General features: G+C 54.5%; 11 protein-coding genes and 1 tRNA gene. 4 read left to right on the plus strand and 8 right to left on the minus strand.

The genetic code is table 11. The annotated features are described in order from the left end of the window. Positions 1-7 precede the first annotated feature (7 nt). From PbB2_RS07905 to cmk, 5 genes are all read right to left on the minus strand, one after another. Positions 8-658, minus strand: coding sequence for a phosphoribosylanthranilate isomerase (locus PbB2_RS07905; RefSeq protein WP_238164914.1), 651 nt, complete (start codon positions 656-658; stop codon positions 8-10). 74 nt (positions 659-732) lie between these two features. Continuing rightward, positions 733-1,134, minus strand: coding sequence for a large-conductance mechanosensitive channel protein MscL (gene mscL, locus PbB2_RS07910; protein ID WP_108984772.1), 402 nt, complete (start codon positions 1,132-1,134; stop codon positions 733-735). 144 nt (positions 1,135-1,278) lie between these two features. Then, on the minus strand, positions 1,279-1,575 hold the full coding sequence (ihfB, locus tag PbB2_RS07915) for an integration host factor subunit beta (RefSeq protein WP_108984773.1): 297 nt from the start codon (positions 1,573-1,575) through the stop codon (positions 1,279-1,281). Between the two features lie 177 nt (positions 1,576-1,752). Then, a complete protein-coding gene (gene rpsA, locus PbB2_RS07920) occupies positions 1,753-3,450 on the minus strand; it encodes a 30S ribosomal protein S1 (RefSeq protein ID WP_108984774.1) in 1,698 nt (565 codons plus the stop codon). A 162-nt stretch (positions 3,451-3,612) separates the two neighbouring features. Beyond that, complete coding sequence (cmk, locus tag PbB2_RS07925; protein ID WP_108984775.1) at positions 3,613-4,245, minus strand: (d)CMP kinase; 633 nt, start codon at positions 4,243-4,245, stop codon at positions 3,613-3,615. A gap of 218 nt (positions 4,246-4,463) precedes the next feature. On the opposite strand from cmk, the gene aroA reads away from it, so the two are divergent. From aroA to PbB2_RS07945, 3 genes are all read left to right on the plus strand, one after another. After that, positions 4,464-5,765, plus strand: a complete 1,302-nt coding sequence (gene aroA, locus PbB2_RS07930) for a 3-phosphoshikimate 1-carboxyvinyltransferase (RefSeq protein WP_108984776.1) — start codon at positions 4,464-4,466, stop codon at positions 5,763-5,765. 108 nt (positions 5,766-5,873) lie between these two features. After that, positions 5,874-6,392, plus strand: coding sequence for a TIGR02300 family protein (locus PbB2_RS07935; protein ID WP_192576233.1), 519 nt, complete (start codon positions 5,874-5,876; stop codon positions 6,390-6,392). A gap of 259 nt (positions 6,393-6,651) precedes the next feature. Further along, positions 6,652-6,727: transfer RNA gene (locus PbB2_RS07945), tRNA-Ala, on the plus strand. A 645-nt stretch (positions 6,728-7,372) separates the two neighbouring features. Here the strand turns inward: PbB2_RS07945 and PbB2_RS07950 are convergent. Together PbB2_RS07950 and PbB2_RS07955 are read right to left on the minus strand one after the other, a co-directional pair. After that, positions 7,373-8,263, minus strand: a complete 891-nt coding sequence (locus PbB2_RS07950; RefSeq protein WP_108984779.1) for an ABC transporter ATP-binding protein — start codon at positions 8,261-8,263, stop codon at positions 7,373-7,375. A gap of 12 nt (positions 8,264-8,275) precedes the next feature. Beyond that, the gene (locus PbB2_RS07955) at positions 8,276-11,959 is read right to left on the minus strand and encodes an ABC transporter permease/M1 family aminopeptidase (protein WP_108984780.1); all 3,684 of its coding nucleotides are present in this window, start codon (positions 11,957-11,959) and stop codon (positions 8,276-8,278) included. A gap of 751 nt (positions 11,960-12,710) precedes the next feature. On the opposite strand from PbB2_RS07955, the gene PbB2_RS07960 reads away from it, so the two are divergent. Then, positions 12,711-15,506, plus strand: a complete 2,796-nt coding sequence (locus PbB2_RS07960; RefSeq protein WP_192576234.1) for a TonB-dependent receptor — start codon at positions 12,711-12,713, stop codon at positions 15,504-15,506. An 80-nt stretch (positions 15,507-15,586) separates the two neighbouring features. Here PbB2_RS07960 and PbB2_RS07965 read toward each other — a convergent pair whose 3' ends face one another. Beyond that, positions 15,587-16,657 (minus strand): phytase, encoded by a 1,071-nt coding sequence (locus tag PbB2_RS07965; RefSeq protein ID WP_108984782.1) that lies wholly within the window; start codon positions 16,655-16,657, stop codon positions 15,587-15,589. Positions 16,658-17,241 lie beyond the last annotated feature (584 nt).

A 17,241-nucleotide genomic window follows, 5' to 3' on the forward strand; every position in this document is an offset into this window, starting at 1 on the left:
TGATCCATTAGTGTGCGGGAAGCGCATCGAGGAAGCGCTTAATCCGTCCGCTATCCTTTAGGCCGGGCGCGCGCTCGACGCCAGAGGACACATCCACCAGCCGTGCACCTGTCCGGGCGACCGCCTCGGCGACATTGTCAGGCGAGAGCCCGCCGGACAGAAACCAAGGCACCTCGGCGCGATAGCCTTGTAGAATGTCCCAGTCAAAGGGCTGGCCCAAACCGCCGGGGCGGTTGGCCTTTTTGGGGGCTTTGGCATCAAACAGAAAATAATCCACACAGCCCGCATAGGGTTTGACCTTTTCGAGGTCTGCAGGCTCTGCCACCCCGATCGCGCGAATGATGCCAACTCCGCGCGCGCGCAAATGGGCGCAGCGCTCTGGGCTTTCCCCGCCCTGCAATTGCAGAAAATCGGGCGCGAGGTCAGTCAGAACCTGCTCAATCAGCGCGTCATCAGGATCCACCAACACCGACACGGTCTGCGCGCCCCCCATTGCCAAGGCCGCCAAGGGGCGGGCATCAGATGGCAGGATATGGCGGGGACTGTTGGGAAAAGTGACAAAGCCGACAAAGGCCGCCCCATGGGTCAGCGCATCAAGCACATGCTGGGGCTCTTTCAACCCGCAAATTTTAGCTTCAACTCGGCCCATGATGCTCATGTAGAACGTTGCGCGCTAAAGCAAAAGCAAAGCCGCCAGCAAAACTGCAGGCACAGACCCTGACCGAGGCTGACCTAACGGGCTTGTTTCAACAGATCGCGGATTTCGGCGAGCAATTCTTCCTGACTAGGCCCTGCCGGGGCAGCGGGGGCGGCCGGCGTGCGGACTTTATTATAGGCCTTCACCACCATGAAAAGCACAAAGCCAACAATCACAAAATTCAAGCTTGCCGCCAAGACATCACCATAACCGATGGCGACTTCGGCTTTCTTGCTGGCCTCATCAGCGGCCTGCAGGACAATCTTCATGCCTGACAGATCAACCCCGCCTGTCAGCAAGCCAACCACCGGCATAATCAATTTATCGACCACGGCAGTCACGATCTTGCCAAACGAGGCCCCGATCACCACACCAACAGCCAGATCCACCACATTGCCGCCTGAAATAAAGGCTTTGAATTCCTGCGCGATACTCATGCTTTTTCCTTTCAACACACTGATAGGAGGAAAATCGGATTGGCGGACCAGGCACACACGGTCACAGCACGGCCAAGCGCCTGCCGCATATTAGGTGTTTATGTGGTCAGACCATCCGCGGCTGTCGCCCGGATACGAGGCCCATTATTCGCCGGGATCAACCCCGCCATTCAGGCGTGCACGCAATTCCTTGCCTGCTTTGAAGAAGGGCGCATGCTTGGCCTGAACCGCCACGCCTTCACCGGTACGGGGATTGCGTCCTTGACGTGCGCCACGGGCGCGCACCGAAAAGGCACCAAAGCCACGCAGCTCGACCCGATCACCCTTTTCCAGAGCCCGGGTGATTTCCTCAAGCACGGTATCAACCACCCGTTCGACATCCCCATGAAACAGATGCGGATTCTCGGAAGCTAATTTAGCAACAAGTTCAGATCGCAACATGTGGGTCTGTCCCCCAGTTAAATTCTAGTCAGCCATATAACAGCAAAAAACTATGAACGCGCAAGCCTTCGTAAGGAAATTTCTCTTTTGTGCCAAGATAAAAAGGCCAGGGCGTCGCCCTGGCCTTTCGGTAACATCGGTTTTGACTGTTATGATCTTAGCTTTACGCCATCACAATCAATCGTTCTGTTCCTTCTGACGCAGGGCAGCGCCCAGGATATCGCCCAGCGATGCGCCCGAATCGGAAGAACCAAATTGGCTGATGGCTTCTTTTTCTTCAGCCATTTCAAGTGCCTTAATTGAGACAGACACCTTACGGGTGGCCTTATCGATGGCGGTCACGACCGCATCGACCCGATCACCGACGGCATAGCGGTCTGGCCGCTGCTCGGCCCGATCACGCGAAATGTCCGACTTGCGAACAAATGCCTTCATGATGTTGTCTGGGCCAATGGCAACCTCGATGCCGCCCGAAGCGATTTCGGTCACGGTGCAGGTCACGGTCTGGCCGCGCTTGAGGGTTTCAGTCGCGAATGGATCAGACGACACCTGCTTGATACCCAAGGAGATGCGCTCTTTTTCCACGTCGACGTCAAGAACCTTGGCTTCGACCATATCGCCGCGCTTGTACGACTTGATGGCCTCTTCACCGGGCAGGTTCCAGTCGATGTCCGACATGTGCACCATGCCGTCGAGCTCGTCATTGACACCAACGAACAGACCAAACTCGGTGATGTTCTTGATTTCGCCATTGATGGTCGAGCCGATTGGTGACTGGGTCAAGAAGGCTTCCCAAGGATTGGCCTGAGCTTGCTTCATACCCAGCGAGATGCGGCGCTTGTCGCCATCCACATCGATCACGATCACATCCACTGGATCGCCTGGATTGACGATCTTGGAAGGATGCAAATTCTTCTTGGTCCAGGACATTTCCGACACATGGACCAGGCCTTCCACGCCCGATTCCAGCTCCACGAACGCACCATAATCGGTGATGTTGGTGATGACGCCCGAATAACGTGCGCCGACTGGATATTTGGCTTCGGCCCCATCCCAAGGATCGGACAGCAATTGCTTCATGCCCAGCGAGATGCGCTGAGTATCGGGGTTGATCTTGACGATCTGCACCTGAACCGTGTCGCCCACGTTCAGCACTTGGCTTGGGTGGCTGATGCGCTTCCAGCTCATGTCGGTGACGTGCAACAGACCATCGACGCCGCCCAGGTCCACGAACGCACCATAATCGGTGATGTTCTTGACCACGCCGTCGCGGATCTCGCCCTCGGCCAGACCGGCTACGATTTCGGTACGGGCCTCGGCGCGATCAAGTTCGAGGATCGAACGACGCGACACCACGATATTGCCGCGGGGACGGTCCATCTTCAAAATGGAGAAGGGCTGGACAATGTTCATCAGCGGGCCGACGTCGCGCACAGGGCGGATGTCCACTTGGCTGCCGGGCAAGAAGGCATTGGCCCCGCCCAGATCGACGGTGAAGCCGCCCTTAACGCGGCCAACAATCGCACCATCCACAGCTTCGCCCGTGGCAAACAGCTTTTCAAGACGGCCCCAGGCCTCTTCACGGCGGGCCTTTTCGCGGCTGACGACAGCTTCGCCAAGTGCGTTCTCGATCCGGTCGAGATAGACTTCAACCGTGTCATTGACCTTCAGGCTCGACCCTTCAAGACCAAATTCGCGCAGCGGAATGCGCCCCTCGGTTTTCAGGCCGATATCCACCAGAACGAAATCATTTTCGATTCCAACAACGGTGGCAGAAATGACTTTGCCTTCGGTCAGGCCACCACGGGCCCCAAAGGATTCTTCAAGAAGTGCCGAGAAATCGTCCCGGCTCGGGTTAAGGAGCGTGTCGCTCATGTTGTGTTCAATCTCCGAATAGATGAATGCAGGCCTGCCGGTTGGCTCCGGCGGTCTTGCCCGAAAGGTCCTGCGGCCTTCGGGCCTCACGTCTTGCAACGCATGATGTTGGACATGTGTAGTGCGGATCAAACGATTGGGTAAATTTCGCGACCTGCCCGCTCAACCCTTGGCCGAGCGCACCTGATCCACGATCAATCGGGCTTTATCCACAGCCGCCTCTATACTCAGACCAGTGGTGTCGAGCAAGTGGGAGTCTTCAGCAGGGCGAAGCGGGGCATCGGCGCGGCCAGAATCACGTGTGTCGCGCTCAATCGTCTGGGCCAGCATGGTCTCATACGAAATCTCTTCGCCCATGGCCGACAGCTCTGCCTGACGCCGCCGCGCCCGCTCCTCTGGGCTGGCGCTGACATAGAGTTTCACATCGGCTTCAGGACAGACCACTGTACCGATATCCCGCCCATCCAGCACCGCACCTCCAGGCTGGAGGGCAAAGTCGCGTTGCAGGTGGAACAAGGCTTGGCGGACGGCCTGATTGGCAGCCACGACCGAGGCTGCGGCCCCGACTTCGGCGGTGCGCAGGGCCTCGTCCTCAATTCCCTGCATGGACAAGCTTTTGGCAACCCCGGCCGCTGCGGCCTGATCATGGGGCGACAGTCCTTGCGCCAACAGCCGATAGGCCACCCCGCGATAGAGCTTACCCGTATCCATATGCGGCAGGCCATAATGGGCGGCCAATGCCTTTGAGATGGTGCCCTTGCCTGCAGCCAGGGGGCCGTCGACTGCAATAATCATCTTCCTGCCTGCTTCTGGACCCTGCCATCGCCGCTGACGAATGTGCCGCTCTTCTGGGGACCAGCTACGACTTATTGACCTTGGCTTGGGCCATACCAAGCTTGCCCTGCCCTGCCAAACCCCAATTGCAACCTGTGGCCCAGCGAGTCTGCCGCCCGCCTGCCAGTGACTGGAGCGACCGGGTTTATTTTACCTTCTGTGCTGATTAAGACAGCGCGATGGAAACCCTGTTCATCGCCCCCTTCACCGCGCCCGCGCGGGGAACCGTGCAAGTGCCCGGTTCAAAAAGCATCAATAATCGGGCGCTTTTATTGGCAGCCTTGGCGCGGGGCCAATCGGTGCTGAACGGGGCACTCGACAGTGATGATACCCGCATCTTTGCCCAATGCTTAAGCGCACTGGGGTTTGAAGTGGCCCATGACCGGGAGGCCGCCACCTTTACAGTGACTGGATGCGGCGGGGTTTTACCAAGCCCGGCGGCAGGGCATGCCGACCTGTTTGTCGGCAATGCCGGCACCGCCGCCCGCTTTTTGTTGGCCTTAAGCGGTCTGGGCAGGCATAAGGTCCGATTTGATGGTGTCGCTGCGATGCGCAAGCGACCCATGGGCGATTTGGTGGCACTCTTGGCCGGACAAGGCGCGCACGTTCATTTTGAAGGCGAGCCCGGCCATTTCCCGCTGTCGATCACTGGGGCCGGCCTGCCGGGTGGGCGGATCGAACTGGACCCGCAAAAATCCAGCCAACAAGTCAGTGCTGCTTTGATGGTGGCCCCATTTGCCGCCCATGATACCGAATTGGTGCTGACCGGGCCCATCGTGTCAGAACCCTATATTGCCATGACGATAGCCATGATGGCTGATTGGGGTGTGCGGGTCGACCGACCCGCGCCTGATCGCCTGGTGATCCCGGCTGGGCAGTTTTATCTGGCCAAAGAAAGCTATCAGGTCGAACCTGATGCCTCCAGCGCGTCTTATTTCTTTGCCGCCGCCGCCGTCACCGGGGGTGAGGTGACCATCAAAGGGCTAAGCCGCAAGGCCTTGCAGGGCGATGTCTTGTTCGTCGACGCCTTGGCCGCCATGGGTGCGCATGTCCGCGAGACCGCCGATGGGCTGACTTTGGTGGGGCCCAAACATTTGACCGGGGTGGAGATCGACATGAATGCCATCTCTGACACCGCCCCGACTTTGGCCGCTATCGCCTCCAATGCCACCAGCCCCGTGCGCATCAGCGGGGTGGAGCATATGCGCTGGAAGGAAACCGACCGCGTGCATGCCATGGCAACCCAATTGCGCGCCATGGGGGCAGATCTGGACGAATTGCGCGATGGCCTGTTGATCCGGCCCGCCCGCTTGGCACCTGCCCAAGTCGCCACCTATGACGATCACCGCATGGCCATGTCCTTGGCCGTGGCAGGCCTTGCCAATCAGGGCGTGACCATTGAAGACCCCGCCTGCACGTCCAAAACCTTCCCGACGTTTTTTGCCGTCTTGGATGGCTTGCGCAGCCAATCCTTGGCCTAAATGCATCCGACTGCAGCAGAGGTTTTGACAGCGTCCCTCTAACGTGGCAAGCGCTGCGCCCTTGGATTGACCTTCCCAATTTGGCGATTGGCCAGTGGAGCCCCAACAGTGCCTAAAATTGACCTTGGCGAAAAGCAATTGTGCCCTGCCTGCGGCGCAAAATTCTATGACCTGCACAAGCGGCCTGCCGAATGCCCCAAGTGCGGCAATGTGTTCGATCCCGATGATGAGGCCGTCAAGGCACGGCGCGCAAAAGCCCGTCTGACCGCCTTTGATCCGAAACTGGCTGCCGCAGCCGAAGAGGATGACGAAGACGCACCCGCCAAGGTCATTGATCCTGATCTGGACGAGGATGAACTGGAGCATGAAGAAGTCACCGCTGAGCTTGATGCCGCCGCGGTCGACCAAGCCCCACTTGAACTCGATGATGATGAAGAATCTGACCCGATCAACCAAGGGACAGCCGGCGCGGATGTACCAGAGGGCTTCTCCGAGCAGGAATTGGACGATGATGATCCAACCGCAGGCGACGATGAAGTGCCCTTCTTGGAAGATGATGAAGATCTGATCGATGACGATCTGGGCGATATTCCAGGCCCCGATGATGATGACGTCGATCCGCGCTGATCGCCCCAGCATGGCCTCACCCACGGCCTAAACCCTGATCCATCAGGCCCGCCCTTGTCGACCCAGTCGGCGCGGGCGGGCCTTTTTGCTGCCGGGCACATCGGTCCAACAAGCTGTGCAGAAGGCAGATGAGATTGGCTGCAGTGCTGCTGCGCCGCCCGTCTTGATCCCCGCGCACAGGGCGTCTATACGCGGCGCTCTTGCGGGGTCGGTGGAACCCGCAACTCGATCCATTTGGTCCGTCACGACCAAATCAGATGGGGCCATAGCTCAGTTGGTAGAGCGCTTGAATGGCATTCAAGAGGTCAGGGGTTCGACTCCCCTTGGCTCCACCATTTTTTCATTTACAATCAATACCAAAAATAATTCCCGACTTGGTCGTAGGGTTATTGTGACCAGAACGTGACCAAAATTGTGACCATGGTCTAATTGGGTAGGCCTGAATCTAGGAATTTGGGTGATTCCAAGAATTGGGGTTCATGGGCAATTTTTTGCCTCTAGGGATCAAAGAGGAACTTAGCGCGTTTTGCTCGTGTCAAGATATAGCCTGAGGTGACTTAGACCTTCACTCCGAGTGCCACAAAATCTGCAAAAGACCATTTTTGCTGAACGTGTTCCCACCAATTCATCGGAATGGCAGCTTCTGCTCACCAAGCTCTCCAAACTAAACCATCCGCTTTCGGCCAACTATTGCCTATTGCGGATGTTCTGCTTAGGAGTGCGCAGACGTCGAAAGACGCCATTGATCACAACGGTAAAGCCTAACTTCTGCCGGCCCAAAAGCGGAGGATTACGTTAGGCCGGACGCTTTCCTGGTTCCGAGCTATCGGTTTACAACAGACAGACCCAAGTCAGCAGAATCCCTAACATTTAGGGTCGCCAAAAGAGATTGAGTAAATCGTGCACTGCCTGCGATCAGCGCATCTCCTCAGATGAAATCATTGAACGTATTAAAATCAACTGGATGAGCTTGCACCCTTTCATGGTGTTCGCCGATCGACGGCTCTGTCTTGTTGCATGGTTGCCATGTAAAGCTCCTCCAGGCCCTGCTGGAGAGGCAGGAAGCCATTGGCTGGGTCTGTTTCAGACAACACATGTAGGACTGTCTCTCCCGCAAAAAGGCGGGTGGCAATGACGCGATATTGGGATTGATGCTCGGCCACTTCGGTCCGACTAACGACCTTGCGCCAAACGATACCATCCAACCTACCGATCAGTTCGGATGTTTTGCCTTCCAAGACAATTCGGCCGCCTGCCATGATCGCCATACTGGGACAGAGATCGGAGACATCTTCAACAATATGCGTTGAAAGTATGATCACCGCCTCATCACTCAGGCTCGCCAATAAGTTGAGGAAACGAGCGCGCTCTTCGGGGTCTAGGCCGGCGGTTGGTTCATCCACGATCAAAAGTTTCGGGTCACCTATCAATGCCTGTGCGATGCCGAAGCGTTGGCGCATGCCCCCAGAAAAGCTGGCGACCGCTTTCTTCCGTGCTTCCCAAAGATTGACTTGACTGAGTAGTCCCTCAATCATCTCTTTGCGCTCTTTGGTTTTGGAGAAGCCTTTCAATCGCGCAAAATGATCCAAGAGTTGAAGCGCGCTCACGCGCGGATATACGCCAAACTCCTGTGGCAGATAGCCAAGCTGAGCTCGCAATCTAGTGGGTTGCTTTAGGACATCGATTTCCCCAAATTGGATCGCCCCCTGCGTTGGCGTTTGAAGGGTTGCTATAGATCGCATCAAGGTGGACTTACCCGCACCATTAGGTCCCAGAAGACCAAACATGCCTGTTGGGATCGTTAGGTTTAGGTTGGAAATGGCCTTCACGCCATTGGGATAGATATGCGACAGGTCGGTGATGGTCAGCATGTTTCGGCCTGCCTATTTTGGTTTTTGGGAAGGGAGGAAATCTTCGTGCGGGTATAACGACGAGGCATACGATTGTGAGTTGACCGCTCCTTTACCGCCCCACCTCACGGCATCGCCTAGCCGCACACCGCTGCCCCATCTTGTCGTGGGAAGATCAAACTGCAGGTTCTGGGGTGAAGGCTTAAGATCCACGGTGTATTGAGCGATCTGCTCTGTCATCATGCAGTTGTCACGCAAGATATCGGGGGCCGTGACATTGTTTAGTTCGGCGGTGCGTTTCAACTCGTCCTCCGAACAACGGATGCTTTCGAAAAATCTAAGGGGCGCGCCTTTTATGCCTGTGCTTCGAACAGGTTTTCCCAGTTTATCGAGAGTTTCTATCCATGCTCGCGCCGTCAATCGAACTGCGGCACGAGTTTTGGTCGGCTTGACAATGTCGAGGTAGCTAATCTCACTGTTCCAAGTCGTGCGTTCGTTGAACAATTGATCAATTACGGAATGAACTTCAGGCTTTGCAGCCTGTTTGATTGAACCAATCAGGTCTTGTACATTTGGATACGGACGGTCGGCAAAGCCGTGGGTCTCTATGAATGAACGTAAGGCAGCATCAAATGCATGAGGCCCAATAGCCGTGCGAAGGCTGTCGAGCACAATTGGAGCCTTTCCATAGGCAAGATAATCTTCTCCCTCTAAGGTAGATAAGGTCGGCTCGCCCGTTTTCTCCTTGCCTCGCCCCGTCGAATAGGCGCTCTCAGCATCGTGGAAGTAGGAAAAGGTCGAATCATTTGGGAACAGGTTTTTCAACACGATCCATGAGCTCATTTCGGCTAAGCCCTCAGTAAGGACACGCGCCCCCGGACGCGCGGAGGGCCTGACTTGATGCCCCCACCACATGTGAGCAACCTCGTGGGCAGTGATGTGGCTTAAGTCGTCCACCCACTTCCTATTTTCAATTATTTGCAGCCAGCCACCGTCCTCATAAAATGGCACAGTCCCCGAATAGGCCTGCGCGGCAATATCTCGAGCACCATAAGAAGGCGTTTGAATGATGCGAAGCACACCAAACGGATAGGGGCCATAGAGTTCCGAGAAGGTTTGCACGGAGCTTTTCATCGCGGTCATGATGACTTCAACATTGCGGGTGAAGTTTGGCAGATGATAAATCTCCAAGTCGACCGGACCATTCGCCAATTCAATCCTCTCGCGCTTTACAACATAATTGGCTGATTGGACTGCAAACGCGTTATTGATCTTGACGGGTGGACGGTAATGGCGCGTCACTCTGTCGTCTTTGACGGTCTCGCGCACCAATATGCCAGGCGCGACTGGGATTTGACCAACATCGGTCGACACAATGATATCTGCATCAACCCACGCGCTTCCCGGTGTATAATTGTTTTCGTCCACCATGGCATCCGGAAGCGGACGCTTTTCAGGAAGGTCGTATTTCTGGCGTTCCTTAGGATCGATTAGCCAGGAACCGCGATCAATTCGGACGCTTGGCACCAATTTGGAACTTTCAATGAAGCTTCCATTGGAGACGACCGCAGTTGGTGGGTTCTCACTCGCTACCGTATTTCCATCAATGGAGCTTTTGAAAGTAAGGTCCCGCTTTTCACCTGGCTTTAGCGGCTTGGTAAAAGTCCAAACCGCAATACCATAGTCCTTGATTTCTTCTTTGAGATTTGCACCCGGCATAGAGGCCGATTCAAGAAAGATAGAGCCATGGTTCAAAATGAATTGGGTCAGTGGGCGATTGGTGCGGTTCTCTAGGGTAAGCGCGCCGCTCGCTGTCGCCGTCACCTTTTTGGGGCGAATGTCGACCTCAAGTTTGAGTGCAACAATTGTTGGGCCGGGCCATGACTCCAATGGGGCTAAGTCACGTTCCGACTGCGCAGCCCATTTTTTGTAGCCTCCGTCAGTCAGGAAGGAATTGACCACATTTGTGTGATAGAAAATCCAACTGCCTGACGCCAAGCTCGCAAGACAGACGACGGCAAGTGCAAGTCCAGTGGCTGATCGCAATTCAATTGATAGTGCGGCTAGCCTTGGCTTAAGTCGTTGCTCAACGCCTCGCCGCCACATCAAGACGGCACTCAATAAAAATATGCATGCTATCAAGGTCCAGTGAAGTTGGAGCCAAACGTTGTTCTTCCAGAAGTGAGCTTGGCCATTGAAATCGCTCAAGGGTACCAATTCAACGAATGCATAATCAAAAAGAACATGGTCTACGCCAGTTAGGTCAGACAAGAGACTGATACCAATCGCCAGTGCAATATAAAGTACCCACCCCCAGACCTTATTAGGAGTCACACAATGGCAGAATAAGGCCACTGCGCTAAACTGAAGAACGGTAAGTGACATTGGAAGCCAAAGCCAAAGCGCAATCTTCCCTACCTCAAACAAAGGATAGCCCTTGGCTGCCTGAGCCGCCAAACCAGCTGCTGATCCAACCAGCACAAAGCTCATGGTCGCAAAGCAAACTACCAATAATTTGGGGATGACATACACCCAACTGGTGGTAGGAGTTACGTCGATCAACTCATGAATGCGTCGATCTGTATCGCTCCAGACCAATTCGGACGCGAAGATGGATGCAGTCAATGCAACCAATAGCATGGATGGATTGTACAGCTCTTTTACGAGTAATCGGGTTACAGGTTCGATGCCCCTGTCACCAAAGCTGCCAGTGTTGTTGGCGATGATCCAAAACAAATAGATGGCACCTGCTATCAGCAGGCCAAAAGCAGGGCTGATCACAATGCGTTTGAGGTCTAGGGTCAACCTAGCCCAAATCTGTGTGCGCAGAGCAGCAAGGTCCAATTTGGTTTGATAGCGCTTTAATTGGCCATCTTCGGGTGGCATCGGCCCGGCGGCTGCATCGATGCGGCGATTACCCCAAAGGCCGCCACGTGTCCCTTGAAGGAGCCAAGCCGCCAAAAGGCTCAAGCCACCAATGCAGAGCCAAACAGTGCGATTTCGGTAGAAGTCTGGCGACAGGGTGAGGAGTTCTGTATTCCGTTCATGAATAGAAAGAGTGTCATTGGCCAAGAGCACAGACGCAAAGCCTGTCCAATCCAAAGCGTTACGCATCTCTTCGTAGCCACCAAACTCAACCTTTGTAAGCGTGAAAACCCAAGCACCAATCAGCAAGGCAATAATAATGTAAGAAACAAGCGCAGAACGCGCCAACGTGCCGACGGCGAAGAGAATGCAGGCCATGGACAGCAAGGTTGAGGCCATGATCGCAGCGGGTTGCAGCAAAGCCGCCAACTCAAAGTCTGGATATTTATTGGCAGGCAGGCTCGGCCACTGACAGACTAGCCAGATCAGCACAATATGAAGCAGATAAATCAAAGCGATTGGTAGAAAGGCACCCAAAAACCGACCAAAAACATAGCCAGTTCGTGTAAGAAGCGTCGCCTTAAGTAACTCACCGCTGCCAAGCTGTAGGTCGCGTACTACCGCCCCTCCCAATATCGCGGTCATCGGAACCATTAAGCCGACGACTATCCCCAGAAAGATCAGCAGGAAATAGGTTGCACTCGTCGAGATAAGCGACTCGCCCGGATCAATGCGCATGGGTTCATAGAGAAAGATGGCTGAAGTCACTGAAAGCGACAGGAATGCCCAAGCCAGCAAATAGACGTTGCGAAGCTGATACCAAGCCTCAAATCGAGTAATCGTCCAAAACATCTATGGTCATTTCTCCAATAGTTGGAGACTACAACGTCAGTTTACAAATCCGTCAAGGGAATCGCTGAGATTGTTGGCTTTACCCCAAAGGGTGATGGTAAAACGAATGCTTTTTTGGAGAATGGTTGCTATTTTTGTCATAACAGTGCACGGAGTCACGCATGGTCGAACTTACAGTCAGGCGGATTGGAAACTCACTTGGTGTTGTGTTGCCAAAGGAGGTATTGGCCCTGACCCAGCTCCCTTAAACTCAGCCAAAAGTTTGTAGAATTTTGAACCCCGTGAGGTGCACCCATTGTTCGAGGGCATTAAACGTCCGCTTTCGAGCATCGTTCAACACCGTCCCATTGACCTAGTTTGGCGCAAAGCAGACCATAGGACCAGATTCACAATTAATGTTTCCGGACAGAAGGGGTGAAAGGTTGGCCCTGAGGCGGCGGTTGCGCTCAGGGAACATGTCTTACCGTTGGCTGTCCGCCCTTTTTGTCCCGGCTGTCCGTCGCAGTGACGATCACTGACCGCCTTTCGAGGCAACCAGCGCGGTGTTTGGTGGCTTATAACACTCTGCCACCTGAAACTTGGACTATTCGGGGCTCAGGTCACCCAAATCTGGACCCAATACGAGTAAGTGGGATCACGAGATTGTGAGCCAGGTTTCACATTTCTGAGATTTGAACGACGTCAGCCTGTCACGCCTTCGCGATACCGCCCAATCATTATGGCGCAGCATGCGTCTCTTATGGGGGTATTCATGACGATTAAGTTGACGCGCGCTGCCCTGGTGGGCGCGGTAAGTGGTATTGGTTTATTGGCTGCGACACAGGCCTATGGACAATCCGCCGAGACCTCTTCAGAAATTACGACACCCCAAGCAGAAACCGTCATTGTCCGTGGATATCGGCCAATTCTGGAGTCCGATCGAGCGGCCTTGCAAGTTCAACGCAATGCACCTGCTCTGGTCAGTGTTCTGTCTGCTGATGAAGCGGGCCGATTGGCAGATCAGAATATTGCTGATGCGGTTAGCCGTCTTCCCGGTGTTGCGGTTGAAAAGGATCAAGGCCAAAGCCGATACGTAAATCTGAGGGGTCAACCGCGCCGCTGGGTCACATATTCGATCGACGGAATGAGCGTGGTATCGCCTGAGGGCCGAGATACCAGGTTTGACAACATCCCAACGGCAATCGCCAGCCAGGTGGTGATCAACAAGGCCATTACCCCAGATCTATCCGGCGACACTGTGGCTGGAAACATCAATATCAGGACCCGTTCAGCCTATGACTATCGCGGGCGGCGGATTACCGGCGGCCTATCGCTGGGACGTGTTGAATTGGGTGGTGGCCGCGAGATCGATGCCTCTTTGGTGCTCGCGGACCGCTTCTTAAACGATAAAGTTGGGATCCTCGCCCAAGCCTCATTCTATGAGCGCGAGATGGTGACGGACAATTGGGAGACAGACCCTTACCTGCGGCCAGGCGGCACAATTTCGGGCGCGAGTGGGCCATCGGGAATTGACCGGCGACCAGGCTCGGAGACCCGTCGCTGGGCGCGTGAATATGAAAACAAACCCTATCGCCTGACGCGTGGCAACATCTCGGGATCACTTCGTGCTGATTGGCGACCGACAGAGCATGACAAGCTATTTGCCCAGATCGTCTATAGTCAGTATACAGACGTTGAGCTGCGCAACAATTATATTTTCCGATTGGATAATGGTGCCACGACGACACCAACCACGCCCTGCCCGGCAACGCCTGCACCGATCACCACAAGCACCGCAAATGATATTTGTTCAGGCAACCTACCCAATCGCGGCACGGTGTATGGGGTCCAGATGAACTGGAATTTCCGAACCGGGGATATCAAAGAATACATCCTGACCAACACCATTGGGGGCAATCATAGCCGGTTTGGCTGGGACATCGATTGGCGCTTCAATTTCACCGAAACCGAAGATGGGCAAGATCTAACGGGCACGCCTGTTTTCCAAAGCCCGACCACAGTCACCTCACGGCCGACTGTTGACTATGACTTCACTGATGTCAGCAATAACACCGTTCGGCTTTATAATACGGTTCTCACGGGCACGGTTCGCTCGCGCGGCGATGCGGTCAGAAATATCGAAGCATTCCCGATGCTGTTCACAGAGATTGCCGATGCTGAAGGCGGCGATCTCACTTTGGCGTGGACTGGCAAACTGGACATGACTCGAGAGAGCACACTTTTCGGGCTGCCCGCGACGATTAAGGTTGGCGGACTTGTAACATCTCGCGAGAAAAAGCGTCGTCTGACCCAATACCGCGCGCGTGCCGCTGATTTTGTCGCAGCAGGGGTTGCCTTGCCGACTTATGGTGATTTTGCCATCGATACAGCTTTCAAGGGTAAATATCCATTGGGTTACTCATTCCGCTATTATTCTGGCGATAAGGTTGGCGATTTCATTCGCAGCCTGAAAGATCGGCGGATCGGGGCGGTTCAAGATGGGTCGGGTGAATATTATGACGTGACTGAGGACATTTTGGCAGCCTATGCCATGGCCACTGTCCGTCGAGATTGGGGCAACATCGTCTTTGGCGGACGCCTTGAACGGACCGAAAACACATCAAAGGCTCTCCCGCTCATCGGCGGGGTGCGCGTGCTAACCCAGCTCAAGAATGACGACACGCTGTTCTTCCCCAGTGTGCATGTCAATTATGACCTCAATGATGACATGAAGATCCGGCTGAGTCTGAACACCGGTGCAGCGCGTCCTGATTTCGATGATCTGGCTGCAAATTTCTCCATCGACGATGCGCCGGGCTTGATCACGGGCGGAAATCCCGATGCCAAGCCTGAGAGGTCAGTCGGCCTTGATGCCTATTTTGAATATTACATGCAGCCGCAAGGCTATTTCCAAGTTGGCGTCTATTACAAGGACATCAAAGACGCCTTGTTCACCCAAAGCGGAACCTTCGGCAGCACGGTCCTAAATACGCCCGACCGTGATCGCTCCGGCTATAATTTTACCACGATCCGCAATGGCGGCGATGGGCATCTGCTTGGGCTTGAAATTGCCTATACGCAGACGATCGAGAACTGGGTCAAAGCATCCAATGGGCCAGCTTGGTTGGAAGGCTTTGGTGTTCGCGTTTCTGCTACGGCAAACGATAGCGAAATCAACGTCCCATCTGTCGGCACTGCACCAAACCGAAAGGTCGATCTACCGGGGGCCTCTGACCTCGTTACCAATGCCGCTATAACCTATGAGAAATACGGGCTTTCAGCTCGGCTTGCCTATCAATATCGCACCAAATGGCTCCAATCTGTTGGCGGCTATGCAACCGTCAACGGACAAGTGGTGCCTGATGGCAATGGCGACATTTATTGGAACGATTCTGAAAGTCTCTCCCTTTCAATTCGTTATGCCGTGACTGACCAGATTGAGCTCACGTTTGATGGGATCAATCTGGCTGACAGCCCAGGTCGCCGTTTTGCCGACAGCGAACTCTATCCAATCGAGTATGAAACCTTTGGGCCCCGCTATCTCATTGGCATGCGCTTCAAATACTAAGACAGCATAGGCCTATAGCGCATCACAATTTGGCCCCGCGCCAGCTTGGAGTCCCTGCTCCAAACTGGCGCGGGGTCATTTCATTTTGGTGTGGTTGGAGCAGTCGCGAGGGCTTGAACCACATCATCCCAGGCGACAAGCTTGAAATTCTGGGTTCCATCGGCCTGTTCGCCATCTTGAACGACCAAAAGCCCACCTGGAAAGGCCGGGCCGAAATCTCCAAGAACCAGATCGATCCCGTCTGTTTCCTCAACAGACCCGACGTTCCCCGCAACAATTCGGAAGCGACCGACGAAGGCTTCTGTTTCCCGATTGTAGAGCGTGAACGCATTATCGCCTTGACTGGAAACAAGGATGAAACGCTGTTGATTGGGCCCAAGACCTAAGGCCACCCCTTCGGCATCTTCCACCAACTTCCGCCCATCAACCATCGCAACTGAAGATGGTGTGCCGTCTCCGTCTGGATCGGCGTCAAACCGCCACAGACCGGTATCTTCCTCGGCCACATATAGACGCCGAGTTGCCTCATCGACCACACAGCCTTCGGACTGACTTTTAAGTTTCAAGGTTCGCACAATCGTTGCCGCAGGCTTGGGACCCGCAACATCAAGGGCGACCTGATGAATCACACCATCCTTGAGAACCATAAAGGCGAATAATTTCCCATCGAACCTCGCCAAACAAATGCCATAGGCCTCGCCGCGTCCGGCCGGTACGGTCCCAACTGGTGTCAATCGCGCACTGGCTGGATCAAGCGTAAACAACGCAATTCGCGCCGCAGCTGGATCTGTTCGATCGCTGGCGGCCACCAAGACCGCACTTTGCCCATTCACAATTTCACCAGCGCGAAGGTCCACATTGTTCAGACGGCCTGCGTCATTGAAATCCCGTATCTTCCCAGAGAGGTCATAGACATAAAGACCAGCCTTCTTGTCTGTACCCACGATCAAGCTGGCATCAGGCTGGAGCGGATTGCGATAAATCGCGGGATCATCCGCGGCATCTTGATTGACCGATCCTACCGGCACCGTTTCGCCGCGGGCTGTTACGTTAAACGCCGGATCTGCTCGCGCGATACGCTCGGCGACACTTAGTTCTGTCGCACAAGCCGACAGCCCAACAATACTCATGAACGGCAGGATGAATTTCATAGAAGTGCGCACAATCTGCTCCAACTTGCTTCAAGAATGAGAGTTGGAAAACTAGCAGGCGATCATGCAAGTGATGTGACATCTCGATTGACCATGCGTTCAGGGCCAAGCCACTACCTAACCCCCCAACGATGCCTATATCTTGTCGGTTTTGTGAGAGTCGTTTGTCCTCCTGCTTCAAAAAATTTGCAAAAATTTTGCAATTTGTGAGAAACGGAAATGCGTCGGTTTGGGCAAAAATGGTGTGACTAAACTCGCGTGACCATCGCATTGAGGGTTGTTGATTTTCGTTGATTCTGGGTCAGAAATGACAAGTCGTCATTTATATAAATAAATAAAATCAATCACTTATGATATTGGTCAAAGACCTCCATCAGTCCGCTGAGCAATGGCATTCAAGAGGTTTCATCCATAGGCCATGCCCGGATTACGCCGGTTGAGCTCTTCTGAAGGTATGGCACTAACTTCGGGTATCCCACGGGGCTGCGCGGCACATCCGGTGAGCTTGCTGATTGCCGCAAAGAACAAACCGGCCTACATACCCCACAGGGGTATAAGGAAGCTGGAGACCTCTGATGGATCAT

Origin of the sequence: Candidatus Phycosocius bacilliformis (assembly GCF_003112735.1) — a bacterium.
Taxonomy (GTDB): domain Bacteria; phylum Pseudomonadota; class Alphaproteobacteria; order Caulobacterales; family Aquidulcibacteraceae; genus Aquidulcibacter; species Aquidulcibacter bacilliformis.